This is a genomic window from Blautia sp. MSJ-19, assembly GCF_018918125.1.
In the GTDB taxonomy this organism is placed as follows: Bacteria; Bacillota; Clostridia; order Lachnospirales; family Lachnospiraceae; genus Blautia_A.
Genome location: NZ_JAHLQA010000004.1, coordinates 146,233 through 171,335, shown reverse-complemented (window position 1 = coordinate 171,335; position 25,103 = coordinate 146,233). Strand labels below are relative to the sequence as shown.

Here is a 25,103-nt window from a genome sequence, read left to right as displayed (position 1 = left end):
ATTTACAGTACAGAATAAAGAAATCAGTGCGACCCTGACCGCATCGCCATCCGGAAGTGCAGCAAGTGGAATACAGGTAAAACTGAGTGCAAAAGCAACGGGAGGAAGCGGAAGCTATACTTATAAATTCATCATTTGCGATGCCAAAGGAAACTGGTATAAGATCCGCGATTTTGGAACATCCTCGACCTGCACATGGAAAACAGGAGCGAAAGGAAAGAAGACCCTGTATGTAGATGTCAAAGACAGTACAGGAACAGTAAAACGAGCAGCACTTTCATTTGAAGTCAGATAATGTACAACTTAAGTCGCTAAGGCATGGAAAATCACTCTGTGCTTTAGCGACTTTTTCTGTACCATATTGAGAAGAAAAAGAATTCAAAAAAGCGATAATTTAAGGTGCAAAAATACAGAAGTATGTTATAATGGAAACGTTACAGGAAAATATAGGCATATAATGAATGGCGTTTAATTGATTATATTCAGGGAGTATATTAAATGAGCAACGGAGAAAACAGGCGCAAACTGCCGGAGGGTGACACAGGAGTACCTGGCGGGAATGCAGACATTGAGGCAAAAATCAATGCAGCCATGGACAAGATCATAGCAGATACAGAAGATGATGAGCTGGATGATCTTGGAGATTATGATGATTCCGTACCGGAGTATGAAGAAACATACGAAGATCAGCATGAATATGAGGAAGCTGAAGAGGAGTATGAGGCAGAGGACGAATACGAATCCACAGATACGTATGAATCGGAAGATGAATATGATTCAGAAGAATATGACGATGATTCTGATGAGGAATATGAAAACGTCGATGACGAATACGAAGATGCAGAGGAATATGAAGAAGAGCCCCAGCCGGTGAGAACGAAGCGCAAATCTGCGAGACCCGGTCCGGTGGTATATGTTCCGATTGATGATTATGAAGAACAGTCACAGCAAAATGTACAGCAAAGGACAGTACCGCAGAAAAAAGCCTCATCTCAGTCGACCACTTCCAGAGAACCTGTTCAACAGGAAACGGAAGTTCCAAAGAAAAAAGGAAAACATAAAGGACTCCGTATCTTTGGATTGATCATATTGATGGTTCTGGTACTTGGAGGATGTGCATACGGTGCGGTCAGCTATTATTTTGCGGATCGATTTTTTGAAGGCACCTGGATCAATGGAGTAGACTGTTCACAGATGACTGCATATGAAGTAGAGGATGCTTTTAAACAGAAATTTCAGAGTTATTCGATTGAAGTTTCATCCAGAAATCTTGCGGCACAGTCAATTTCCGGGCAGGATATCAGTTATCAGTATCTTTCCACAGGTGAAGTACTGGCACTGTTGAAGCAGCAGAAGCCATACGAATGGATTAGAGGACTTTACGAACAGAAGAGCTATACGGTATCCGAAAATACAGGATACAATAAAACACAGCTTCAGGAACAGTTAAAGGCTCTGGAGTGTGCAAAAGCAGAAAATCAGACTGAACCAGAAAATGCATATGTTGCGTATCAAGATGGGCAGTTTGTGATTGTTCCGGAAACAGAAGGAAGTAAGCTGGATATCAAGGCAGCTTATCAGGTGCTGAATGAAGCTGTTTCCGAGGGAAAGACATCTATCGACTTTAATGATACACCAGAAGCATATGTCAGTGCAGATGTGAGAAGTGACAGTCCGGAATTGCAGTCCGCTCTGGAAGCGTGCAACAACTACACAAAAGCAAGTATCACATATACATTCGGAACGCAGACAACGACGCTGAATGGAGATACGATCAAAGACTGGCTGCAGTTTGACGAAAAAGGTCAGCTGATCTGGGATGACAATTCCTTCCAGCAGCATGTGGCAGATTATGTGGCACAGCTTGCTGCAACCTATGATACAGTTGGTACCGAGCGAGAGTTCCAGGCAACAAGTGGCAGAACGGTCTATGTTTCCAGTTCTGTATACGGCTGGAAGATTGATCAGGCAGCAGAAGCTGCACAGCTGAGTCAGGAGATACAGTCCGGTACACAGACAAGCAGAGAGCCGATTTATGCACAGACCGCAAATTCCTATGGTGTGAATGATCTGGGAGATACTTATATAGAAGTAGATCTGAGCGAACAGCATATGTACTATTATCAGAATGGAGCCGATATTTTTGAATCGGATTTCGTATCCGGTAACATGAGCTACGCAGACCGGCAGACACATTCAGGTATTTTCACTCTTTATTACAAAAAGAGCCCGGATGTATTACGAGGTGCACAGAAAGCGGATGGCACGTATGAGTACGAACAGAAAGTAGAATACTGGATGCCGTTTGATGGTGGTATTGGTTTCCATGATGCGACCTGGAGAGATGAATTTGGAGGAGATATTTATCTGACCAATGGTTCTCACGGATGTATCAATCTGCCGCCGGAAAATGCAGCAGTACTTTATGATCTGATACAGTATGGCGTACCGATTGTCTGCTTCTACTAAATAATTGGATTACAGGAGAGAAAAATGGACAGATCTTTTGATTTTATTCTTGCCGGAGCTGCACTGATCGTGGGGATCATGCTTCTGACAGGACACGGAGATATTTTCCTGAAAGGCGGAAATACCAAGCTCCGTAAAGAAAAATACGATGAGAAAAAAATGACATGGGGTTCCGGTGTAGCACTGATCCTGATCGGAATCGCAACATTTATTGATTCTTATACGACAGCACTTGCTGCAAAGATTGGTTATATCATAGTGTTGCTGGCAATCCTTGCAGGTCTGGTACTTTATCTCAAGTTTAAATGTGCCAGAAAATAAAGCATAACAAAAAAGTATGGAAGGCATTCAAACCTCCCATACTTTTTTTGTGCAATAATTATGTCGTGAGTAAAAAGAAAATTTACAGAGAAATTTTAACAAGGTCCATTGGCTTACTGATGCGTGCATCCGGATCAGAGACTTCTCCGAATCCATATTCTGCCAGAATAAAAGGAACACCGGCTTTCTGGCAGGCCTGGTAATCGCCGAGTGTATCACCGACATAGACGGGGGCTTTCAGACTATAAGTGTCTGCAATGCGACGAATATTAGAACCTTTATCCAGACCGGTATCTCCATTACAGAGATGCCCTTTGAAATATTTGCCCAGTCCGGAAGTTTGGAGAAAAACTTCGATATAGCCACTCTGACTGTTGCTTACGATGTAGAGAGGGTATTTCTGACTCATAATCTGAAGCATTTTTTCCAGATCCTCATAAAGAGGTGCGCATTCCTTAAGAAGTGCATCGTGTTCTGCCTGACAGCAGCCATCGATCAGGCGAAGCTGTTCTGATTCTGGAAAATCGGGAAAAATCTGTCGTGCAATATCTGAAAGGGGCTGTCCGAAAAGTGTCATCAGTCGTGCTGATGTCAGCGTAATATCCAAATGTTCTTCGTTTTGCAGATATGCGGTCCAGGCTGTGGCTACGATCTCGGTAGAATCCCATAAAGTGCCGTCAACGTCAAAAATAATGCTGTCCATAATATGATCCTTTCAAATAATCAGAATTATTAGAATTACTATTGTTAATATTCTATCTGCTAAAATAGAAAAAATCAACTGTCATTTGACATGATTTATGGTATACTAAAAGATACAGTATTCCGTAGCAACAAAACTGGAGGAACTTTATGCTGAATGACATTGTACAGCCACTGACGGACTGGTACAGAAAGAACAAACGGATTCTTCCGTGGAGGGATCAGGACAAAGCCTATTATACCTGGGTGTCTGAGATTATGCTTCAACAGACCAGGGTAGAAGCGGTGAAGCCCTATTTCCTTCGATTTGTCGGAGAGCTTCCGGATGTACAGGCGCTGGCAGAATGTCCGGAAGAGAAGTTGATGAAGCTGTGGGAGGGACTGGGATACTACAATCGTGTCCGTAATATGCAGATGGCGGCACAGACAGTCGTTGCTGAGTATGAGGGCGAACTTCCGGCCTCTTATGAAAAACTTCTGGAACTTAAAGGGATTGGCAGCTATACAGCTGGCGCGATCGCATCCATTGCCTATCATATTCCGGTACCGGCCGTGGATGGAAATGTTTTACGTGTCCTGTCCAGAATCACAGAAGACAGACAGGATATTATGAAGCAGTCAGTACGCCGTCAGGTCGAACAGAAACTACAGGAAGTGATGCCGCAGGATGCTCCCGGCGATTTTAATCAGGCACTGATGGAGCTTGGGGCTGTTGTCTGTGTGCCAAATGGTCCGGCACACTGCGAAACCTGTCCGGTGGCAGCATTTTGTATGGCTTACAGACATGGTACGGTAGAAGAACTTCCGGTCAAAGCACCAAAGAAAAAACGCCTTCTGGAGAGCAGGACCGTACTTGTGATTCAGGATGGAGAGCGGACTGCGATACAGAAACGTCCGCAGACAGGACTTCTTGCGGGGTTATATGAACTTCCGAATGTAGAGGGACATCTCAGTCGGAAAGAAGCCCTGGAAAAAGTAAAAGATATGCAGCTGGAACCACTTTATATAGAAGAACTTCCAGATGCAAAACATATTTTTTCACATATTGAGTGGAGAATGATTGGATATCGTATCCGAGTGGCTTCACTGGATACAGACAGAGAACTGCCATTTATTTTTGCAGGAAAAAAACAGTCTGAAAAGCAGTACGCGATTCCGTCTGCATTCAGAGCCTACGTTAAATACATGAAGGAGGAATCAGGAAAATGAAATTGTTGAGTATCGCAATTCCATGTTATAATTCAGAAGCATATATGGGAAAATGTATCGAATCCCTGTTAAAAGGTGGAGAAGAGGTGGAAATCCTTGTCGTTAATGACGGATCTTCTGACCGAACTGCTGAGATTGCAGATGCCTATGCCGAAAAATATCCGACGATCGTCAAAGCTGTTCATCAGGAGAATGGTGGACATGGAGAGGCGGTAAATGCAGGAATTCGCAATGCTACAGGGCTTTATTTCAAAGTTGTGGACAGTGATGACTGGGTAAATGAGGAAGCTTATATGCAGATCCTCCGAACGCTGGAAGAACTGACTCGTGGTCCGAAAACACTGGATATGCTGATCAGTAACTTTGTTTATGAAAAACAGGGGGCAACCCGCAAAAAAGTTATGCAGTACAGACACTGTCTTCCGGTTAATGAGATTTTTGGATGGGACAGTGTGCATATGCCAAAAGGCAAATATCTGCTGATGCATTCTATCATTTATCGTACAAAACTTCTTCATGAATGTGGATTAGAGCTGCCGAAGCATACGTTCTATGTGGATAATCTGTTCGCATTTGAACCGCTTCCGTCCGTAAAGAATATGTACTATCTGGATGTGAATTTCTATCGTTATTTTATCGGAAGAGATGACCAGTCAGTCAATGAAAAAGTAATGATCAAGAGAATTGATCAGCAGATTCGTGTGAATAAACTCATGGCGGACGCGTTTCACAGATGCCAGTTTGACAATAAGCATCTCAAGAAATATATGCTGAGTTATCTGGACATCATTACAACAGTTTCTTCCATTATGCTGGTACGTGCCGGCACACAGGAGGCACTGGACAAGAAAAAAGAAATGCTGGAATATATCCGTGAGCAGGATCTCTGGCTGTATCACAAGCTTCGTTACAGCATCCTGGGACGTGCTGCCAATCTTCCGGGAAGAGGCGGACGTAAGATGTTTGTAGCTGCGTACAAGATCTGTCAGAAATTTTATGGATTTAACTAATTAATCATGATTAATCAAAAAGACTTCTGGAGAGTTTTCTCAGAAGTCTTTTTGTGATTAATGGAACTATTGAACCGACAGGGACTCAACTTTGATCAGGAAAGCATATTAATCTGCTGATCTTCCATACAAACAGAAAAATCATGCAGAAGACCGGCAGATTCTCCGTCTTTATGTACTGCCAGTCTGGCTTCACTGTGGATATCGATTTTTTTGCAGCGGAAAATGTGAATTCCCTTAAAATGTGTATGTTTTCCGAAAAAAGCAGTCGGAAGACAGCACAGTACTTTGGGTTTACTTAAGCTGTCCACGACGATCACATCCAGATAACCATCAGACGGGCTGGCATCCGGGCAGAATTTGAAACCGCCACCCTCGTATTTCTGGTTCATAACAGCCGTAAAATAAACTCTGGAAAATTCTTCTTTTCTGTTTCCATCCATGATGAGCGTCATGGGGGAGGGGGTGAGGAAAAGCAGTTGCTTTAATGCCACAAAAAGATAGACCAGTTTGCCCAGCCCAAGTTTGTTCAGTACTTTTTTCATAGGAGTGACACCGACTTCGTGACATACAGCTGCATCGAAACCGATTCCGCAGCTGATCGCAAAGCGACTGCTGCTGGAGCCGCAGGAAATGTGCGGAACATCCATAGGATGCGGACGTTTGTCTGAAAGAATCAGTTCGAGAGCTTTCATAGGATCCTGGGGAAGTTTCATACTGCGGCAGAAATCATTTCCGGAACCGGTAGGGATATAGCCAAAAGTAATGAGAGAAAGATCTCTGACACCACTTAAGACCTCCTGGATCGTTCCGTCTCCGCCGACCGCGATTAATTTGAGGGTGTCTCCGTCGGGCAGATCTTCGGTAATAGATGCTGAAAGAAGAGCCGCATGTCCTTTGTATTGGGTAAAAAATGTTTTATATTCGATGTTGCGTTCCTGTAAAACCTTTTCCAGATCTTGCCAGATCAAAGCTCCTTTGCCGGAGCGGGAATTGGGATTTATAATAAAATAGTACATGATTTCCTCCATTATATTCTTGTTTATCATAGCATGTTCGACAGGAATTTACAAACATTTAACATGCTGCGGACTGGAAATTTAACGTTCGTTCCGTATACTTTGCAAAAAGATAAAAAAGGTCCTGGTCAGAGTGAAAGATGAAAAAGAACAGGCAGGAGGAAATAAATGATTTATCTCGTAGAAGATGATGAGAGTATTCGTGAACTTGTAGTATATACATTAAAGAGTCAGGGGATGGATGCAAAGGGATTTGAACGTCCCTCTCTGTTCTGGAAAGAGTTGGATAAAGAATTGCCGGCACTGATTCTTCTGGATATCATGCTCCCGGAAGAAGATGGTATTTCTATTCTCCGAAAACTTCGTACCAGACCGGATACACGCAAACTTCCGATTATCATGCTGACTGCAAAAGGAACAGAATATGATGTGGTCATGGGGCTGGACAGTGGTGCGGATGACTATATCCCAAAACCATTCCGCATGATGGAACTGATCTCACGTATCAAGGCGAGGATGCGAAGGGCAGAAGATACCGGAGCAGAAGAGTATCATCTGGAAAATTTGTATCTGTGCCCGTCAAAACACGTGGTGACTGTAGATCAGGAACCGGTAAATCTGACATTAAAAGAATATGAAATGCTTGCGCTTTTGTTGAAAAACAGTGGTATGGTACTCTCCAGGACACAGCTGTTGAATCAGATCTGGGGATATGAATTCGATGGAGAAAGCAGAACGGTTGATGTGCATATACGAACACTCCGCCAGAAACTGGGAAGCGCAGGAGAACTGATTGAAACCGTGCGTGGAGTGGGATACAAAATCGGAAAATAAAAGGAACAGAATCCGGAAAAACTATAAAGTTTCTGATACAAAGGAAGGTGGCTTACCTTCCTTTTTTAGTTGGGATATGCTATACTCACATCAAAGCAAATTTGAGAAAGAGGCAGAATTATGAAGTCATTGGTAATAGCAGAGAAACCATCTGTGGCGAGGGATATCGCAAGAGTGCTCCACTGTACGCAAAAAGGGAACGGAATCCTGGAAGGCAAAGAATACGTTGTGACATGGGCACTTGGACATCTTGTGACTCTTGCAGATCCGGAAGAGTACGATAAAAAATATATCAAATGGGATATGGAGACTCTGCCGATGATGCCGGACAAGATGAAACTGGTCGTTATCCGACAGACTTCCAAACAATACCAGGCTGTTAAGACGCAGCTGTTCCGCAAAGATATCGGAGATGTGATCATTGCAACGGATGCAGGAAGAGAAGGAGAACTGGTTGCACGCTGGATTCTGGATAAATCCGGATGTCGCAAACCGATCCGCCGTCTGTGGATCTCGTCTGTAACGGACAAAGCTATTCGCGATGGATTTAAGAATCTGAAAGATGGCAGAGATTATGATAATCTTTACCGTGCAGCAGTTGCGAGGGCAGAAGCTGACTGGCTGGTTGGAATCAACGGAACAAGAGCACTGACCTGCAAACATAATGCACAGCTTTCTTGTGGAAGAGTACAGACGCCGACACTTGCGATCATAGCCAGACGAGAAGAAGAAATCCGTAAGTTCCAGCCGGAAGATTATTTCGGAATGACTTTGCAGGCAGGTGGCATACAGTGGACCTGGAAAGACACAAGGAGCGGAAGCTATCGGACGTTCCAGAAAGAGCGTGTAGAAGAAATCCAGAAAAAGGTTTCCAATACAGCACTGGAAGTTGTGAATGTATCCAGAAAGCCTAAGAAAACCATGGCTCCGGGACTGTATGATCTGACCACGCTTCAGCGAGAGGCAAATCAGAAATACGGATTTTCAGCAAAAGAAACGCTGAATATCATGCAGAGACTTTATGAGAATCACAAAGTTCTGACATATCCGAGAACAGATTCCCGCTATATTGGCAAGGATGTTGTTCCTACGCTCAAGGAACGCCTGAAAGCCTGTGGTACAGGTCCGTACAGGAAATTTGCAGGAGCTCTGATCAGCAAACCAATCCACACAAACGGAAGTTTTGTGGATGACAAAAAAGTCAGTGATCATCATGCAATCATTCCGACAGAGCAGTTTGTACAGTTGGATCATATGACAAATGAAGAGCGCAAGATTTATGATATGGTCGTGCGGAGATTCTTAAGTGTGCTGTATCCGCCATTTGAATATGAGCAGACTTCTATGGAAGCGAAGGCTGCAGGACAGAGTTTTGTTGCAAGTGGAAAGGCAGTTGTAAGCGCTGGATGGAAAGAAGTCTACGAAGGTGGAAGTACGGAGGATGACGAAGAAGAGCAGACACTGAAGGATCAGAATCTTCCGGTACTGAAGCAGGGAGAGAAGCTTTCGATAGACAGCATCCGTATAATATCAGGAAAAACAAAGCCGCCGGCACATTTTACCGAAGCTACGCTGCTGGCTGCGATGGAGAATCCGGTAAAATATATGTCTTCAAAAGATGCACAGGCAGCAAAGACACTTGGAGAGACTGGTGGACTTGGAACGGTTGCGACCAGAGCCGATATCATTGAGAAACTTTTCCATACCTTCCTTATGGAAAAGAGAGGAAACGAGATTTATCTGACATCAAAGGCGAAACAGCTTCTGGAACTTGTTCCGGAAGATTTAAAGAAACCGGAACTGACGGCAGACTGGGAAAAGAAACTGTCCGATATTTCAAAAGGCAGACTGCAACAAAAAGTCTTTCTTGACGGAATCCGGGAGTACACAGAAGAAATTGTTGGAGAGATCAAGGCAGGAACCGGTACATTCCGGCATGACAACCTTACGAACAAGATCTGTCCGAACTGTGGCAAACGAATGCTGGCAGTAAATGGCAAGAACAGCAAGATGCTGGTATGCCAGGACCGTGAATGTGGATACAGAGAAACGATTTCCCGTACAACAAATGCGCGTTGTCCGAAATGCCACAAGAGAATGGAGATGCTGGTAAAAGGCAAAGAAGAAACCTTCGTATGTGGATGCGGATACAAAGAAAAGCTGTCTTCTTTCCAGGCGAGAAGAGCAAAAGAAGGGGCCGGTGTCAACAAAAGAGACGTACAGAAATATCTCAAAAAGCAGCAAAAAGAAGCAGCAGAACCAGTGAACAATGCATTTGCACAGGCTCTTGCCGGGCTCAAACTGGATTAATTTTCGGCTGCAGATTTTGGATAGAAATAAAAGAAGGTAAAAATAGAACTGCTGCTGGCAGCAGACATAAAAAGGAGAGTGGGCTTTATGAAGTTACAGAAGTATCAGAAATGTTCAAACGTAACCCGTGGACTGGAAAAAGCAGAACTTGTACTGAAGAATGCCCGTATTGTGAATGTTTTTACCAGAGAGATCCTGGATGGTGATGTTGCCATTACTGATGGTATGATTGTCGGAATCGGCAGCTACCAGGGCGAAGAAGAAAGGGACATGGGCGGCAGATATATCTGCCCGGGCTTTATAGACAGTCATCTGCATCTGGAATCCACTCTTGTGACACCCGCAGAGCTGGTGACTGTAGCATCCAGACATGGCACGACAACGTTTATCGTAGATCCACATGAATCGGCGAATGTGTCCGGTTTAAAGGGCATTGATTATATTCTGAATCAGACAGAAGATGTGGATGCAAATGTTTTTGTAATGATGCCGTCCTGTGTTCCGGCAACGGCAATTGATGATAATGGATGTACCCTTACAGCGCGGGATATGGAACCGTATCTTTCCAATAAGCGGATTCTTGGTTTGGGAGAAGTCATGGATTATGTATCTGTGGTGAATGGTGATGAAACCATGCATCGCAAACTGGAACTGTTCAGTGACAGAGTCCGTGACGGACATGCGCCTTTCCTTTCAGACACAGATCTGCAGGCATATGCGATGGCGGGAATCGCCACCGACCACGAATGCTCTGATTTTGCATATGCAATGAAAGAGCGGCGGAATGGAATGACCGTACATATCCGTGAGGGAAGTGCTGCAAGAAACCTGAAAGCAATCGTTACAGGAATCGTACAGAACCAGATGAATGGTGAAGGATTCTGTTTCTGCACCGATGACAAACATATCGAAGACATTGAAAAGGAAGGTCACATCGATCATAACGTGCGTAAGGCGATCAGACTTGGAATGAATCCGGTGGATGCGGTCTGTATGGCAACGATTAATTCTGCAAAATGCTATGGACTGTCTGATATCGGAGCAATCGCGCCGGGATATCAGGCAGATCTGCTCATTGTGGATGACCTGGACGCAATGACGATTCAGGAGGTCTATTATAAAGGAAAAAAAGTGGAGCAGGACGGTGAGATCATTGTACGGGAATGCCCGGAGAAATTAAAAAATACTGTTCATGTAGGAAAATTTTCAGAAGATGATCTCAGACTGGAATCACCGAATGGCATATTTACCGTGATTGGTATGCAGGAAGGTGAGATTACAACTGTACGTAAAAACGTACAGATACTTCCGGGGCAGGGAACATTTGCGTCGAATGAACAGTATCAGAAGATTGCAGTAATTGAGCGACACAAAGCAACCGGAAAAACAGGTGTTGGTGTCGTGAGCGGGTTTGGAATCCGGGGTGGTGCAATTGCATCGAGTGTTTCTCATGATTCTCACAATATAATTGTGATTGGAGATAATGATGCAGATATGTATCTTGCAGTACAGGAACTGATTCGCACACAGGGCGGATATACACTGGTGGCAGATCAGCAGATATATGATACACTGGAGCTTCCGGTAATGGGTCTGATGAGTGATGCCGGTTTTCAGTACAGCCACAGAAAACTGGAACGCATGATTCGAAAAGCGCACGAAATGGGTGTGCCGGCAGGAATAGCACCATTTATCACGCTTTCTTTTATGGCACTTCCGGTTATTCCGGAGATTCGTATCACTCCACGTGGAATCTACGATGTATGTACCGGTGAGTTTTATCAGAATTAGTGATACACTGTCCGCAGTAATGAGAAATGTGACTGTAAAATCAGTCATTGCAATAATACAAACAATAAAAGAGGAGTAGCAGTTTATTATGCCAGTATTTGATTTCAGCAACAGCAAAACAGAAAAGAAAGATCCGGAATGTACTTACACAACATTTCAGTCAAACGAAAAAGTACCGTCACCGGAGAAACCGATCCTGATCATTGAGAATAAGAGCCGTCAGTGGAAACACCATTCCTGTGGTGTCTTTTCCAATCCGAACCAGAAATCTTCTTTTGAGTTCAAAGAAGAGGATGGTGTTTTTCCGGCAGACATCCTCAAGATTGATGCTCGCTTTGTAAGTCTTGTGAAATGGCTTGGCGAAAACTATATCAGTGTACGATTATCCGGACAGAATACAGCGGAAGGGTATGCAGTATATAAGATCCGCGAGACTGCTTTTGGCGGTGGTGGAAAACTGTCTGCAGAGGATGGGTTCCTGCAGTTCATGATTGAACGTCTCCTTGCAAGTAATGCACCGACAGAACTTCCTGAGGGAGATGAGGAAGACGAAGACGGCGATGATATGAAGCTGACCAGTATTCAGAGCATCACTGACTTCATGACCTGTGCAGGAAGAACCATGCCGGATAACATCCGTCTCTGGGCAAGAAGAAACCTTGCGGTTGCAAGATCACATGAAGTATCTCAGGAAGAACGCAGACATGCACAGAGAGCACTGTCCATTATGATGAACATTCAGTGGAAGAATAACTACTTTGAATCCATTGATCCGGTGGAAGCACGCCGCATTCTGGACGAAGAACTTTATGGAATGGAAAAGGTAAAACAGAGAATCATCGAGACGATCATTCAGATCAACCGTACCCATACACTTCCGGCATATGGACTGCTTCTGGTTGGCCCTGCCGGAACCGGTAAATCTCAGATTGCCTATGCGGTAGCTCGTATCCTGAAACTTCCGTGGACAACACTGGATATGAGCTCCATTAACGACCCGGAACAGCTTACAGGAAGTTCTCGTGTATATGCCAACGCAAAGCCTGGAATTATCATGGAAGCATTTTCTATGGCAGGTGAGTCCAATCTGGTATTTATCATCAATGAGCTGGATAAGGCAACCAACGGCAAGGGAAACGGTAACCCGGCGGATGTGCTTCTGACACTTCTTGATAACCTTGGATTTACAGATAACTATATGGAATGTATGGTTCCGACTGTCGGTGTTTATCCGATTGCGACAGCCAACGACAAAGCACAGATCAGTGCTCCTTTGATGTCCCGTTTTGCGGTCATTGAACTTCCGGATTATACAGCAGAAGAAAAGAAAGTTATCTTTTCTAAATTTGCACTTCCGAAAGTTCTGAAACGTATGAGCCTCAAAGCGGAAGAGTGTGTGGTGGCTCCGGACGGACTTGATGCAGTGATTGAGCAGTTTGCAGATACAACCGGTATCCGTGATCTTGAGCAGGCGGCAGAGCATATTGCGGCCAATGCGTTATACCAGATTGAAGTAAATCATGTATCTTCTGTAACCTTTGATGCAGAGATGGTAAAGAAATTATTTGAATAAAAATTATCTCAGGATTCTATTTCGAGAATTTACTCCGGGATGCAAAAAGGGTCTTGCATTCCGGAGATTCTTTTGTTATACTACAGAAAGTTTCATAAGTAAGTTTTATGAAAAACTTTATAAATTTCATAACTGGTTCGAAACCCTCCCAGTATAAAAAACTAGGTCTTTTCAGGTATCTTCCGATCGTTGATGCCTTTTTCTGTGGAGGATTTTTTAATAGAAATTCTCGTAGAAGAAGGAAAGGTTGGAAGTTTTTTTATGTGCAAAATTATCATAGACTGTGATCCGGGAATTGACGATGCACTTGCAATCATGCTTGCTGTGAATTCTCCGGAACTTGATATTCTGGCAATTACAACAGTATCCGGCAATGTGCCGTCTGACATGGGAGCTGCAAATGCAAGAAAGGTACTGAAACAGCTTAATAGACTGGATATCCCGGTTTATATCGGAGAAGCGGTTCCGCTTCGGGAAAAATACATTGATGCGAAGGACACCCACGGGATGGATGGTCTTGGAGAAAGTTTTCTCCCGGAAGTAGAAGGGGAATGCGAACAGCAGAATGCCGTTGATTTCCTGACAGAACTTCTGGAAAGAGAAAAAATTTCTATTATCGCACTTGGGCCGATGACAAATCTGGCAAAAGTATTTTCCAGGAAGCCGGAGCTGATTGGCAATGTAGAAGAGCTTGTTTCCATGGGAGGAAGTTTCAAAAGTCATGGAAACTGTTCGCCGGTAGCGGAATACAACTACTGGTGTGATCCGGATGCAGCTGCAGTTGTGTATGATCTTTTTGCGAAAGCAGGAAGCAAGATTCATATGATCGGGCTGGATGTGACGAGAGAGATTGTTCTGACACCGAACAGGCTGGAATATATGTGTCGTCTGGATTCGGAAACGGGAGAATTTATCCGTAAGATCACAGGATTTTATATGGATTTTCACTGGGAACAGGAAGGTATTATTGGCTGCGTGATCAACGATCCTTTGGCAGTGGCATATTTTATTGACCGCTCCATGTGTGATGGGTTTGACAGCTTTACAGCAGTTGCAACCGACGGACTCTGTCGTGGGCAGACGGTTGTAGACTCCATGGACTTCTGGAAAAAAGAACCGAACAGCAGAATTCTTACAGATACAGATTCTGAGAGATTTTTTGCATTCTTTATGGAACGGGTACTCAGAAAAAAAGACGGAAGCAGATGGAAAAAAGAAGAGTTAAAACTTCTGCATGAGCTGTAAAGAGGTGACAGGATGAAGACAACAATGGAAAGAAACAAAAAAGTTCACACAGGTAACAGGATCAATGCGTATCAGATCTGTCTGGTAGCGCTTGCGGTAGGAATTAATATTGTCGGTGGTCAGATCGCACTGTTTATGAAACTGCCGATTTATCTGGACAGTATCGGAACGATTCTGACAGGAGCCGTTCTTGGTCCATGGTTCGGTATGCTGCCGAATCTGATCAGTGGAATCTTTATGGGAATGACAGTAGACATCTATTCTCTGTATTTTGCACCGGTAGGAATCATTACCGGTATCATGAGCGGACTTGTTTTTCGTAAGTTATCCGTAAAGAAAGCAAAAGTGTTGTTTGCGGCAGCTTTGATCACGGTTCCGGGAACCATTGTGAGTTCTGTAATCAATGCAGTATTATTTGGAGGCGTCACTTCTTCAGGATCTTCCATTCTGGTACAGCTTCTTTCCAGAACACCACTTGGACTGACGGGAAGCATTTTTGCAGTACAGTTCCTGACAGATTATCTGGACAGATGTATTTCTGTATTTGTAGTCAGTGTATTTGTGACAATGCTCAGTGGAGAACTGAGACAGAGACTGACCGGGAATGTGCATAACAAAGCAGCGTAGGAAACATCTGTAGAGATGTAGAACATATGTGCAGATAAGAATTTTTAACAAAACTGTGGAGCAGTTATTTGGTCATGAGCAAGTAGTCAAGCGGATTGTGAATATCCGTTTGACCTCCATAAAATAAAAAGTGAAAAGAGGAGCAGTCACACAAAATGATGTGTGAGTTGCTCCTCTTTCGTTGTGAAGTAAATTGTATGAAAAAGATTTCATCGATCTAACGGAAACTTACATTCTCCGATGCCACACTTTATCGATTTAATACTGATTTTCCTCGATTAAGGGATAAAACTAAAATTCCGATGTCGAAATTTAGCAATGTAAAACAAATATGCCCCGAATAAGAAGTAACTTCGGATTTCCGATGTTGATTTTTAGTAATTTGTCTTAAACGGGCACCGAGAATAAAGGCTAAAGAGATTCCGATGCAGTATGTTTTTTATGATATGAATCAGCGGAAACTCTTGATCCAGTTTACAAGTGAGTCGTGCCAGATGTTGTCATAGACAGTCTTCTTCATCTGGTCGGTAACTGGTCCGTTGTTTGCCATCTTCGCGAGGATGGCAGCCTGAAGCTCTTCGACAGTCATATCTTCCGGAGATTTGTTCGGATCAACTTTGATGGTCTCTTTTTCCACGGAGTTTTCTTCGGTTGTAGCAAGAGGCTCTTCGGTAGCAGCAGTTTCCTGTACAATGTTTGTATCTGTGGTTTCGTCAGCCTCTTCTTCCGTTGATCTAACAGTTTCTTCTGTACTGATGATTTCTTTAATGGAAGCTTTTTCTGCATCAGTTTCCTGTGCTGCACTCTGATCCTCTGAAATAGTTTCTTTTTCTGTCAGAGCACCAGCTTCTTCTACAGATTCAGCTTTTGGAATTTCAGCCTTTGCTGAGAATTCGGCCTTAAATGGCTGATATTCTTCAAGATCACCGGCAGGTACCCAAATTTCACCGCTGTTTGCACCCACAGATACATTGATGCGTCCACCTTCGACAGTAACTTTCTGTCCGGTTAGGGTACCAACATATTCTGAAGCATTTCCGGCAGGGAGATTCATCCAGGCATCGTTATCGTCATTGTTGACAGTTACGATCACACGGACACCATCCAGGTCACGTGCAAATGCAAACTGGCGGTTGGTAAGCTGCAGTTCTGCATAACTTCCGTAGTTGAGAGCAGGGATATTCTGTCTGATCTTTCCAAGAGCGGCAACCAAAGCTGTACATGGATTTGTTTCTTTCGCATTTGCGTAGTCTGCAAGATCCAGGGCAGGTCTCAGGCTGTCGTCGGAAGAACGTTCCTTGCGTCCTTCAATTCCAAACTCAGAACCATAATAGATACTTGGAACTCCAGGAAGAGTATAAAGAAGTACATGAACTGGATTAAAATGCGCTTTATTGGACAGTTTTGTATAGATTCGCTCTACATCGTGGTTATCGACAAAGTTGTACAGAGTAAGATTTCCCATGTTCTGGAGATATTTCACGGTATGAGCAATCTCGAAATAATTATGGTCATTATGGCCACTGTAAAGAGCTTTGTGCAGTGCATAGTTTGTGACACTGTGCAGTGTCTCGCCGTTTACCCAGCGGCTGTAATCACCGTGAATCACTTCCCCCATCAGCCAGAAATCAGGTTTGACTTCCTCGGCAGTACGGCGGAGTGCACGCATGAAATCAAAATCCAGGACATCAGCGGCATCCAGACGGATTCCATCAACATCAAACTCAGAAACCCAGAAACGGATCACATCACAGATATAATTCTGTACTTCCGAATTACGCTGATTTAATTTAACAAGCAGATTGTATCCGCCCCAGTTGTCATAGGAAAATCCGTCATTGTATTCGTTGTTTCCCAAGAAATTGACATTACAGTACCAGTTCAGATATCTGGAGTTCTCACGGTTCTGCTGAATATCTTTAAATGCAAAGAAATCACGTCCTGTGTGGTTGAATACACCGTCAAAGATTACCTTGATGCCTTTTTCATGACATGCTTTGACAAAAGCAGTCAGATCGTCATTGGTTCCAAGACGGGAATCCAGTTTTTTATAATCAGTGGTTTCGTATCCATGTCCGACACTTTCGAAGAGAGGTCCGATGTACAGGGCAGTGCATCCGATCGCTTTGATATGGTCGATCCATGGAAGAAGAGTGTTCAGGCGATGTACCGGTTCTGTGTATTCATTCTGTTTTGGAGCACCGGTAAGACCTAATGGATAAATGTGATAAAAAATAGCTTCGTTATACCAACTCATGTGTTATCATCTCATTTCATAGTATTTTCTTTTTCATATTTAAAATATTTTATCCTGTTTACAGGGATAAAAATTATGGGGCTGTCGTTAAACGGCAGCCCCTGGGTTTTGCTATCAGTTATGAAATTATGCCTGAGGACCAGCAGCAACAAGTGCTTTACCTGCAGCATTTCCTTCGTATTTAGCGAAGTTCTTAACAAATCTAGCAGCAAGATCTTTTGCTTTTTCTTCCCACTGTGCAGCATCTGCATATGTGTCACGTGGGTCAAGGATTCCAGCGTCAACGCCTGGAAGTTCTGTAGGAACTTCGAAGTTGAAGTAAGGAATTGTCTTTGTAGGAGCTTTCAGGATATCTCCGTTCAGGATTGCATCGATGATACCACGGGTATCTTTGATGGAGATACGTTTTCCGGTTCCGTTCCATCCTGTGTTAACGAGGTAAGCTTTTGCTCCGCTCTTTTCCATTTTCTTAACAAGTTCTTCTGCATATTTGGTTGGATGCAGTTCCAGGAATGCCTGGCCGAAGCAAGCTGAGAATGTAGGTGTAGGCTCTGTGATTCCACGCTCTGTACCAGCAAGTTTTGCTGTGAATCCGGACAGGAAGTAGTACTGTGTCTGCTCTGGTGTCAGGATAGATACTGGCGGCAGTACGCCGAATGCATCTGCGGACAGGAAGATAACGTTCTTAGCTGCCGGTGCAGAAGAAATCGGGCGAACGATTTTTTCGATGTGGTCGATCGGGTAGGAAACACGAGTGTTTTCTGTTACGCTCTTATCAGCGAAGTCAATCTTTCCGTCTTTATCAACAGTTACGTTCTCAAGAAGAGCGTTACGTTTGATTGCATTGTAGATGTCTGGTTCAGATTCTTTGTCAAGGTTGATAACCTTAGCGTAGCATCCACCTTCGAAGTTGAATACACCGTTGTCATCCCAGCCGTGTTCGTCATCACCGATCAGGAGACGTTTCGGGTCTGTGGAAAGAGTTGTTTTACCTGTTCCGGAAAGTCCGAAGAAGATAGCGGTGTTTTCTCCGTTCATATCTGTGTTTGCAGAGCAATGCATGGAAGCCATGCCTTTCAGTGGAAGGAAGTAGTTCATCATAGAGAACATACCTTTTTTCATTTCTCCGCCGTACCATGTGTTGATGATAACCTGCTCTTTGGAAGTAATGTTGAACATTACAGCTGTTTCAGAGTTCAGACCAAGTTCTTTGTAGTTTGTAACTTTTGCTTTGGAAGCATTGTATACGATGAAGTCTGGCTCGAATGTTTCAAGTTCTTCAGCTGTTGGTTTGATGAACATGTTTGTTACGAAATGTGCCTGCCATGCAACTTCAACGATGAAACGGATAGCCATACGAGTATCTTTGTTAGCACCGCAGAATGCATCAACTACGAAAAGTCTCTTGTTGGAAAGTTCTTTCTTTGCAAGATCTTTAACAGCTGTCCATGCTTCCTGAGTAGCCGGATGGTTGTCGTTTTTGTATTCATCAGAAGTCCACCAAACTGTATCTTTGGAGTTCTCATCCATAACGATGTATTTGTCTTTAGGAGAACGTCCGGTGTAGATACCTGTCATTACGTTAACAGCGCCAAGTTCTGTTTCCTGGCCTACCTCAAATCCTTCAAGACCTGCTTTGGTCTCTTCCTCGAATAATACTTCGTAAGAAGGATTGTACACAATTTCAGTTGTTCCTGTGATGCCATACTTAGTTAAATCGATTTTTGCCATCTTACATTTACCTCTCTTCTTTAATAGAGCCATCTACATGCTGGCTTCTTTAACCTCTAAGAAGTGGATGCCACCAACTTCTCATAGAGTTAATTATACATAATTCATCAATAAAAGCAATAAAAAAACAGTGAAAATTTAAAAAAATGATAATATTTTAACATGATACCAGGGGGAAAAGATCTAAATCCACATGAGCTTGCTCATATGTGGATGAAAGAGCTTGGACCCCGCCCCTATATGAGCATAAAAGTGGGATGGTAATCCCGCGATATGCGAATAGAGGGTAGGATTGTGAGAGTGCACAGCACGGAACAATCCGTGGGTATCATATAACCAACGATAAAAAATCACCTACAGGATCAGAGTTTCCTGTAGATGATTATAAAATAAGTGATCTCTGCGATGGATGTAATGATCCAGGAGAAGAGATAGAGAAGAAACAGTGCCGGAATAGTGTGAACCCAGGCAAATACGGTATAGATCCAGATAATACGGAAGACGCAGGATCCCATAATGATAATGAACGTAGGTATGATAGTTTTGCCAAGTCCACGTGAGGCTGCGATCGTACAGTCCATAAAGGAGGATACACAGTAGGAAAATGCCATGATCCGGATCCTCTGCATGCCGGCATCAATGACGGCTTTGTCAGTTGCAAACAGGGACAGGAACTGATGACCGAAGATAAATAGGAGCAGTCCCAGAAGCAGCCCCATGCTAAAAGAATAAAACAGGCTGACAAAATAGCTTTTGAGAACTCTTTTCTTATTCCCTGCACCGTAGTTCTGCCCCATGAAACTGGAACATGCGATATAAAACGCATACATGACATTATAAATGATCGTATCGGCATTGGTAGCTGCGGCATTGCCAGAAACCATATAAGTGTCAAAAGAATTGACGCCGCTCTGCACGAACAGGTTTGCAATCGCGAAGATTGCATTCTGTATGCCGGCAGGGATACCGATCATCAAAATATCAACGCAGGCTTTTTTGTGAAAACGAATCTTTTCCGGAGACACCTGACATTCATCTTTGCGGCGAAGCAGATGGGCCATGATAAGTCCTGCAGAAACATACTGTGCGATTGCGGTTGCGGTGGCGACACCTGCAGCAGCCATATGTAATACAATGACAAAAAACAGGTTCAGAATGACATTCAGTACGCCTGCAGCAGCCAGATAATAAAGAGGGCGCTTGGTATCTCCGCGGGCACTTAACACACCATTACCAAAGTTATAGACGCCCATGGCCGGCAGACCGATCGCATAAATTTTCAGATAAAGAGAAGCCTGTCCGATCAGATCATCTTTGGTGTGCAGCATTTTCAGCATTCCACCGGAAAAGAAAAAACAGACGGCACCGACCAGCAACCCCATCAGGGCACAGAGAATCAAGGCCGAGTGAACGGTTTCCTCTGTGTTATGACGGTTACCGGAGCCAAGTGCGTGGGCGGTTCGTACATTGACTCCACTTCCCATACCAATCAGAAAGCCGACAAATAATGTTACGAGCAGAGTAGTAGAACCAACTGCTCCAAGTGCTTTGTAATCTGCAAACCGGCCAACGACAGCGACATCACTTAAGTTAAATACAACCTCCAGAAGCTGTGAGCACATCAGCGGAATGCTGAACAGAAAAATATTTTTCCACAAAGAACCCGTTACCATCTCGATGGAACGGGCCTTTTTCTTCGTATTTTCACACATAAACAAATCCCCAATACTTCAAAAATTTCTCATCCTTTTAATAAGATACGACAGTTGCTGCGGATTGTAAAGATGAAGATTCTCAGGAACTTTCTTCTTTATATTTACGGCGGTATTCTCCCGGTGTCATACCGTAAGTTTTCTTAAAAGTACGCATAAAATGCTCCGGACTGTCGTAGCCGACCAGCTCGCAGATTGCACTGTTACTGAGCGTGCTTTCACGGAGTGCCCGGCAGGCCTGGCTCAGCTTGATATTTCGGATGATCTGGAGAAATGTCTGGCCGGTACCTTCTTTGATCAGTGTACTGAAATGAGAGGTACTGTATCCGAAGTGTTCCGCCGTCTCACTTAAAGTAGCAGTCTGATAGTGTTGATTCAGGTAATTCAGAATTTCCGTCATGGAATTCCCGGAAGTATCTTTTGTGAGAATAGATTCAATATCATTTTCGTGGTAGCGCAGCAACATTGCCCAGAACAGGATCAGCATGGAATTCAGAAACGTGTAGCTGTATTTTTCCTGAGCAAGATACTCAATGTACATCGTTTCCTGCATCTCGCGGATCGCGGAATCTTCTCCACTGTGGAAAATCAGATAGTTGCCCTCGGTCTTACGGTACAGAACGTGTGCAAAAAACTGTGCCAGTGCACTGTCGGCTGTCAGAGCCTGGAAAAATGTGGACTGGAAAGTAGTGCCGCGAATCAGGATGTTGAAGGCTGTGCTGTCATCAAAGATTCCCACACTGTGTTTCGTGTGAGGCGGAATGATGCAGACATCCCCGGTATGCAGGGTGTGATCAATTCCCTGAATCGAGGTATGAGCAGTTCCGTCATAGATGCACAAAATTTCAAAAAATTCATGTTCATGGACAAACTCAGGAGTATACCGGTAATGTTTGTAGAGCATGATGTTTTCGGCCATGTCATGGAACATAACTTTTTCTTCCAGATACGTATACCAGTTTTCTTTCAGGAGTTCCGGAACATAAAGAGCATGGCTTGCAATCAGATCACGGTCCAGATGAAGGCAGTATTCATGGAATGTTTTCGGTCGTTCTTTTTCCTCAAAATACAGTTTTTTGTAAAAAAGCTCATCGTCGTTATAAGCGTACAGCTGCTTGCGAAATTCTTCTCTGGTAAGTCTCATAATACTCCTCAAAATGTCTGTGTCCTGTAATTGTTTCCTAATATAATAGGCAGAAATCTCTGCCGGATGCCCACAGTATAACACCATAACTGTCGAAAAAAAAGTCAGTGTTTTGCAAAAAAAATCACAATTGGAGGAATTGTTAAAAAGAAGTAAAGTAATGTCAGAAAAAGTTGGAGGTAAGTAAAATGAATGAAGTTGAAAAGAAAGTAAAGGTCGGCCTGTGGCGTCAGAGAATCGGTTATGGTTCTTCCGACTTTGCATGTAACCTGATTTGGCAGATGATTTCTCTGTATCTGCTGTATTTTTACACAAATGTCATGCATCTGAATGCCGGTGCAGTCAGTGTCATGTTTCTTGTAACCAAAGTAATTGATGGAGTTTCTGACCTGATCGTAGGATTTCTGATCGATAAAACAAATACAAAATGGGGTAAATCAAGACCGTGGATTCTGTTTGGCGCAATCCCATTTGGTGTAGCGGCAGTTCTTGCATTTTCTGTACCGGATATCGGACAGACAGGTATGCTGATCTATGCATATGTTTCTTATATTTTATTATCCACAGCATATACCGTTGTAAATATCCCGATGGCATCCATTCTTCCGGCATTGAGCGAAGACCCGCATGAGAGAACTGTTCTCGCATCATGCAGAACTTTCTTCTCCTCCATCGGTTCCACAGTCGTCAGCGCATTTGCTCTGACATTGGTAGATAAGTTCGGAAACGGCAATGAGGCACTTGGATTCCGTATCGTTATGATGATCTTTGGAGTGATCGGATGTCTGGTATTTTTCTTCTGCTTTTTTAACACAAAAGAGCGTGTAACGATCAAACAGGAAAAAGTCAGTCTCAAAGCAAACCTTTCCTGCCTGATCCACAACAAACCGTGGAAACTTTTTGCGCTGAATATCGTATGGTTCTTCGGTGGTTACGTCATTCAGGCAAGTGCAGTTATTTACTACTTTACATATGTCGTACAAAATACTACACTGGTACAGGTTGTTGCAACTATTACCACACTTGTACCAATCGTAACAAACTTATGTGCACCGTTCCTTGTAAAGCTGACAACTAAGAGAAATCTGATGGTTGGAGGCAGTGTCGTACATCTTGGAGGACTTCTGATTATCTTCTTTGGTGGAACAAATGTACCGGTCCTTATCGCAGGTGCCATAATCGCAGCAGCAGGATATGGACTGAAAGGAAGTATGCATTTTGCGATGCAGCCGGACCCGGTTGACTATGGTGAATGGAAGAGCGGTGTAAACACAGCCGGAACTCTTTCTGCAGTAAATGGATTTATCGGAAAAGTCGGTATGGCGATTGCCAGCAGTATCGGAGCTGCCCTGCTTCAGTTTGGCGGATTTGACGCAAATCTGACCGTACAGACTGTAACTGCACAGCACTATATTACAGCAATGTATATCTGGGTTCCGATCGTAATGAACGTAGCAACGATTATCACAATGATGTTCTATGATCTGGATAAGATCTATCCGCAGATCGTAAAAGAACTTGATGAAAGGAGAGCCAACGCATAATGGCAGAAGTAAGTATTGATCTTAACATGGTCCGCGTGACCAACGATGATTTTGTAAAAAAAGCAGAAGCATGTACACCGGAACTCATCAGGACAGTAGTCCGTCCGGTTTCTATCGTGGATATCGTAAAAACAGAGGACATTTATCCGGACGTCCGCAAAAAAGATGATATCGAAAACCTTTCCACCTATCATATGGCGAAGGGAGACAAGATCTGCCTGGATTTCGGAGATCATCAGGTAGGATATGTTACCCTGAAACTGAATTCCGTAGGAAGCCCGCAGGATGCACCGGCATTTTTCAGACTGAAATTCGGTGAGATCGCAAAAGAAATGACTGAGGATTCCGCAGATTATGACGGATGGATCAGCCGTGGCTGGATCCAGGAAGAATTCATCCATATCGATGTCCTTCCGGCAGAACTGAAACTTCCGAGAAGATACGCATTCCGTTACATGGAGATCGAAGCAATCGACACCTCCCTGAAATGGCAGATGGTAGTGGAAGATGTATATTGTACCAGTGTCTCTTCTGTTCGCATGGAAGATGTGAAACCAGTAGAGCGTGATGACGAAATGATCCGTAAACTGGACAGAGTGAGCCTTCGTACCCTGCACAACTGCATGCAGTCCGTATTTGAGGACGGACCGAAGAGAGACCGCCGTCTGTGGCTCGGAGACCTGAGACTTCAGGCACTTGCAAACTACGAAACATTCCACAATATGGATCTGGTCAAAAGATGCCTGTACCTGTTCGCAGGACAGACAAAAGACAATGGTCAGGTAAGTGCCTGCCTGTTCACAGAGCCAAAATTCATCGTAGATGATACCTTCCTTCTGGATTACTCCATGTTCTTCGGGGCAACGCTGCTGGATTATTATGAGGCATCCGGTGACAGAGAAACTCTGGAAGATTTAAGCAAATGTGCCTATCGCCAGATGGAGATTGCAGGGGAGCAGTTTGATGAGAAACATCTGATGAAAAACGGCGAAGGATTCTGGGGCTTCATCGACTGGACCGAAGGACTGAACAAACAGACTGCCATGCAGGGTGTCTACATCTACTGTGCAAAAAAAGTACAGAAGATCGCAGAGATCCTCGGAGACACCGCAAAGGCAGAAGAACTTGCAAAAGAAGCAGAAGAAAAGACTGCAGCAGCAAAAAAATATCTTCTGGATGAAGAAACAGGACTGTTTGTAAGCGGCGATGAAAAACAGGTCAACTATGCAAGCCAGGTATGGCTGATACTTGCAGGCGCAGTCAGCATCGAAGAAGGTACTGCAATGCTCGAAAAACTGGATGAGCTGAAACCGGAAAAAGGAATGGTTTCTCCGTATATGAACCATCATTATGTAGAAGCACTTCTGATGTGTGGCAAAAAAGATCAGGCAATGGAATATATGAAATATTACTGGGGCGGCATGATCAGCCACGGTGCAGATACTTTCTGGGAACTCTACAATCCGGAAAATCCGGCAGAATCTCCATATGGAAGCAGCATTGTAAACAGCTACTGCCACGCATGGAGCTGTACACCAACTTATCTTCTCAGAAAATACTTTAACAAAATTAAGTAAGTAGCGAAGCGGATTGCGAATATCTGCC

Annotated in this window: 19 protein-coding genes and 1 riboswitch; of the genes, 13 read left to right on the top strand and 6 right to left on the bottom strand. The window is 43.7% G+C overall.

The features are described 5' to 3' along the window. From KQI91_RS02335 to KQI91_RS02325, 3 genes are all read left to right on the top strand, one after another. Nucleotides 1-295 (top strand): hypothetical protein (locus tag KQI91_RS02335; RefSeq protein ID WP_216391260.1); only part of this gene is annotated, 295 nt, incomplete at its 5' end. Between the two features lie 203 nt (nucleotides 296-498). Further along, entirely contained in the window at nucleotides 499-2,469 is a 1,971-nt protein-coding gene (locus tag KQI91_RS02330) for a L,D-transpeptidase family protein (RefSeq protein WP_253288330.1), read from the top strand. Between the two features lie 24 nt (nucleotides 2,470-2,493). Continuing rightward, nucleotides 2,494-2,790, top strand: coding sequence for a DUF3784 domain-containing protein (locus KQI91_RS02325; RefSeq protein WP_216391259.1), 297 nt, complete (start codon nucleotides 2,494-2,496; stop codon nucleotides 2,788-2,790). A gap of 82 nt (nucleotides 2,791-2,872) precedes the next feature. Here KQI91_RS02325 and KQI91_RS02320 read toward each other — a convergent pair whose 3' ends face one another. Next, complete coding sequence (locus KQI91_RS02320) at nucleotides 2,873-3,493, bottom strand: HAD family hydrolase (RefSeq protein ID WP_216391258.1); 621 nt, start codon at nucleotides 3,491-3,493, stop codon at nucleotides 2,873-2,875. 149 nt (nucleotides 3,494-3,642) lie between these two features. Between KQI91_RS02320 and mutY the strand changes: the two genes are divergently transcribed. Together mutY and KQI91_RS02310 are read left to right on the top strand one after the other, a co-directional pair. Continuing rightward, on the top strand, nucleotides 3,643-4,701 hold the full coding sequence (mutY, locus tag KQI91_RS02315; protein WP_216391257.1) for an A/G-specific adenine glycosylase: 1,059 nt from the start codon (nucleotides 3,643-3,645) through the stop codon (nucleotides 4,699-4,701). Next, nucleotides 4,698-5,711: a glycosyltransferase family 2 protein gene (locus KQI91_RS02310; RefSeq protein ID WP_216391256.1), complete on the top strand. Its 1,014-nt coding sequence runs from the start codon at nucleotides 4,698-4,700 to the stop codon at nucleotides 5,709-5,711. The genes mutY and KQI91_RS02310 overlap by 4 nt, the downstream gene beginning before the upstream one ends. A 95-nt stretch (nucleotides 5,712-5,806) precedes the next feature. Here the strand turns inward: KQI91_RS02310 and KQI91_RS02305 are convergent, their stop codons facing one another. Then, a complete protein-coding gene (locus KQI91_RS02305) occupies nucleotides 5,807-6,730 on the bottom strand; it encodes a diacylglycerol/lipid kinase family protein (RefSeq protein ID WP_216391255.1) in 924 nt (307 codons plus the stop codon). Between the two features lie 168 nt (nucleotides 6,731-6,898). Between KQI91_RS02305 and KQI91_RS02300 the strand changes: the two genes are divergently transcribed. The 6 genes from KQI91_RS02300 (at nucleotide 6,899) to KQI91_RS02275 (ending at nucleotide 15,110) form a co-directional block, all read left to right on the top strand. Beyond that, nucleotides 6,899-7,564 carry a response regulator transcription factor gene (locus tag KQI91_RS02300; protein WP_216391254.1) on the top strand — a complete coding sequence of 222 codons (666 nt, stop codon included), beginning with the start codon at nucleotides 6,899-6,901 and terminating at the stop codon, nucleotides 7,562-7,564. A gap of 120 nt (nucleotides 7,565-7,684) precedes the next feature. Next, nucleotides 7,685-9,874, top strand: coding sequence for a DNA topoisomerase III (locus tag KQI91_RS02295; protein WP_253288329.1), 2,190 nt, complete (start codon nucleotides 7,685-7,687; stop codon nucleotides 9,872-9,874). Nucleotides 9,875-9,961: 87 nt separating this feature from the next. Beyond that, the gene (ade, locus tag KQI91_RS02290; protein ID WP_216391253.1) at nucleotides 9,962-11,665 is read left to right on the top strand and encodes an adenine deaminase; all 1,704 of its coding nucleotides are present in this window, start codon (nucleotides 9,962-9,964) and stop codon (nucleotides 11,663-11,665) included. A gap of 88 nt (nucleotides 11,666-11,753) precedes the next feature. Then, entirely contained in the window at nucleotides 11,754-13,238 is a 1,485-nt protein-coding gene (locus KQI91_RS02285; protein WP_216391252.1) for an AAA family ATPase, read from the top strand. A 126-nt stretch (nucleotides 13,239-13,364) separates the two neighbouring features. After that, nucleotides 13,365-13,409: riboswitch (PreQ1 riboswitch) on the top strand. 90 nt (nucleotides 13,410-13,499) lie between these two features. After that, nucleotides 13,500-14,483, top strand: a complete 984-nt coding sequence (locus tag KQI91_RS02280; protein ID WP_216391251.1) for a nucleoside hydrolase — start codon at nucleotides 13,500-13,502, stop codon at nucleotides 14,481-14,483. A 12-nt stretch (nucleotides 14,484-14,495) separates the two neighbouring features. Further along, the gene (locus KQI91_RS02275; protein ID WP_216391250.1) at nucleotides 14,496-15,110 is read left to right on the top strand and encodes an ECF transporter S component; all 615 of its coding nucleotides are present in this window, start codon (nucleotides 14,496-14,498) and stop codon (nucleotides 15,108-15,110) included. A gap of 451 nt (nucleotides 15,111-15,561) precedes the next feature. Here KQI91_RS02275 and KQI91_RS02270 read toward each other — a convergent pair whose 3' ends face one another. From KQI91_RS02270 to KQI91_RS02255, 4 genes are all read right to left on the bottom strand, one after another. Then, nucleotides 15,562-17,367, bottom strand: coding sequence for an alpha-amylase family glycosyl hydrolase (locus tag KQI91_RS02270; protein WP_216391249.1), 1,806 nt, complete (start codon nucleotides 17,365-17,367; stop codon nucleotides 15,562-15,564). A 126-nt stretch (nucleotides 17,368-17,493) separates the two neighbouring features. Further along, complete coding sequence (gene pckA, locus KQI91_RS02265; protein WP_216391248.1) at nucleotides 17,494-19,098, bottom strand: phosphoenolpyruvate carboxykinase (ATP); 1,605 nt, start codon at nucleotides 19,096-19,098, stop codon at nucleotides 17,494-17,496. A gap of 362 nt (nucleotides 19,099-19,460) precedes the next feature. Beyond that, the gene (locus KQI91_RS02260) at nucleotides 19,461-20,810 is read right to left on the bottom strand and encodes an MATE family efflux transporter (protein WP_216391247.1); all 1,350 of its coding nucleotides are present in this window, start codon (nucleotides 20,808-20,810) and stop codon (nucleotides 19,461-19,463) included. Nucleotides 20,811-20,892: 82 nt separating this feature from the next. After that, complete coding sequence (locus tag KQI91_RS02255; protein WP_216391246.1) at nucleotides 20,893-21,954, bottom strand: AraC family transcriptional regulator; 1,062 nt, start codon at nucleotides 21,952-21,954, stop codon at nucleotides 20,893-20,895. Nucleotides 21,955-22,142: 188 nt separating this feature from the next. Between KQI91_RS02255 and KQI91_RS02250 the strand changes: the two genes are divergently transcribed. Together KQI91_RS02250 and KQI91_RS02245 are read left to right on the top strand one after the other, a co-directional pair. Next, nucleotides 22,143-23,498: an MFS transporter gene (locus KQI91_RS02250; protein WP_216391245.1), complete on the top strand. Its 1,356-nt coding sequence runs from the start codon at nucleotides 22,143-22,145 to the stop codon at nucleotides 23,496-23,498. Continuing rightward, nucleotides 23,498-25,075, top strand: coding sequence for an alpha-L-rhamnosidase-related protein (locus tag KQI91_RS02245; protein WP_216391244.1), 1,578 nt, complete (start codon nucleotides 23,498-23,500; stop codon nucleotides 25,073-25,075). The genes KQI91_RS02250 and KQI91_RS02245 overlap by 1 nt, the downstream gene beginning before the upstream one ends. Nucleotides 25,076-25,103 lie beyond the last annotated feature (28 nt).

Coding starts and splice junctions, on each gene's coding strand:
- KQI91_RS02245 (WP_216391244.1), top strand. CDS start 23,498: ATGGCAGAAGTAAGTATTGATCTTAACATGGTCCGCGTGACCAACGAT.
- KQI91_RS02255 (WP_216391246.1), bottom strand. CDS start 21,954: ATGAGACTTACCAGAGAAGAATTTCGCAAGCAGCTGTACGCTTATAAC.
- KQI91_RS02260 (WP_216391247.1), bottom strand. CDS start 20,810: ATGTGTGAAAATACGAAGAAAAAGGCCCGTTCCATCGAGATGGTAACG.
- KQI91_RS02250 (WP_216391245.1), top strand. CDS start 22,143: ATGAATGAAGTTGAAAAGAAAGTAAAGGTCGGCCTGTGGCGTCAGAGA.
- KQI91_RS02280 (WP_216391251.1), top strand. CDS start 13,500: ATGTGCAAAATTATCATAGACTGTGATCCGGGAATTGACGATGCACTT.
- KQI91_RS02320 (WP_216391258.1), bottom strand. CDS start 3,493: ATGGACAGCATTATTTTTGACGTTGACGGCACTTTATGGGATTCTACC.
- KQI91_RS02305 (WP_216391255.1), bottom strand. CDS start 6,730: ATGTACTATTTTATTATAAATCCCAATTCCCGCTCCGGCAAAGGAGCT.
- ade (WP_216391253.1), top strand. CDS start 9,962: ATGAAGTTACAGAAGTATCAGAAATGTTCAAACGTAACCCGTGGACTG.
- pckA (WP_216391248.1), bottom strand. CDS start 19,098: ATGGCAAAAATCGATTTAACTAAGTATGGCATCACAGGAACAACTGAA.
- KQI91_RS02295 (WP_253288329.1), top strand. CDS start 7,685: ATGAAGTCATTGGTAATAGCAGAGAAACCATCTGTGGCGAGGGATATC.
- KQI91_RS02270 (WP_216391249.1), bottom strand. CDS start 17,367: ATGAGTTGGTATAACGAAGCTATTTTTTATCACATTTATCCATTAGGT.
- KQI91_RS02330 (WP_253288330.1), top strand. CDS start 499: ATGAGCAACGGAGAAAACAGGCGCAAACTGCCGGAGGGTGACACAGGA.
- mutY (WP_216391257.1), top strand. CDS start 3,643: ATGCTGAATGACATTGTACAGCCACTGACGGACTGGTACAGAAAGAAC.
- KQI91_RS02300 (WP_216391254.1), top strand. CDS start 6,899: ATGATTTATCTCGTAGAAGATGATGAGAGTATTCGTGAACTTGTAGTA.
- KQI91_RS02325 (WP_216391259.1), top strand. CDS start 2,494: ATGGACAGATCTTTTGATTTTATTCTTGCCGGAGCTGCACTGATCGTG.
- KQI91_RS02275 (WP_216391250.1), top strand. CDS start 14,496: ATGAAGACAACAATGGAAAGAAACAAAAAAGTTCACACAGGTAACAGG.
- KQI91_RS02285 (WP_216391252.1), top strand. CDS start 11,754: ATGCCAGTATTTGATTTCAGCAACAGCAAAACAGAAAAGAAAGATCCG.
- KQI91_RS02310 (WP_216391256.1), top strand. CDS start 4,698: ATGAAATTGTTGAGTATCGCAATTCCATGTTATAATTCAGAAGCATAT.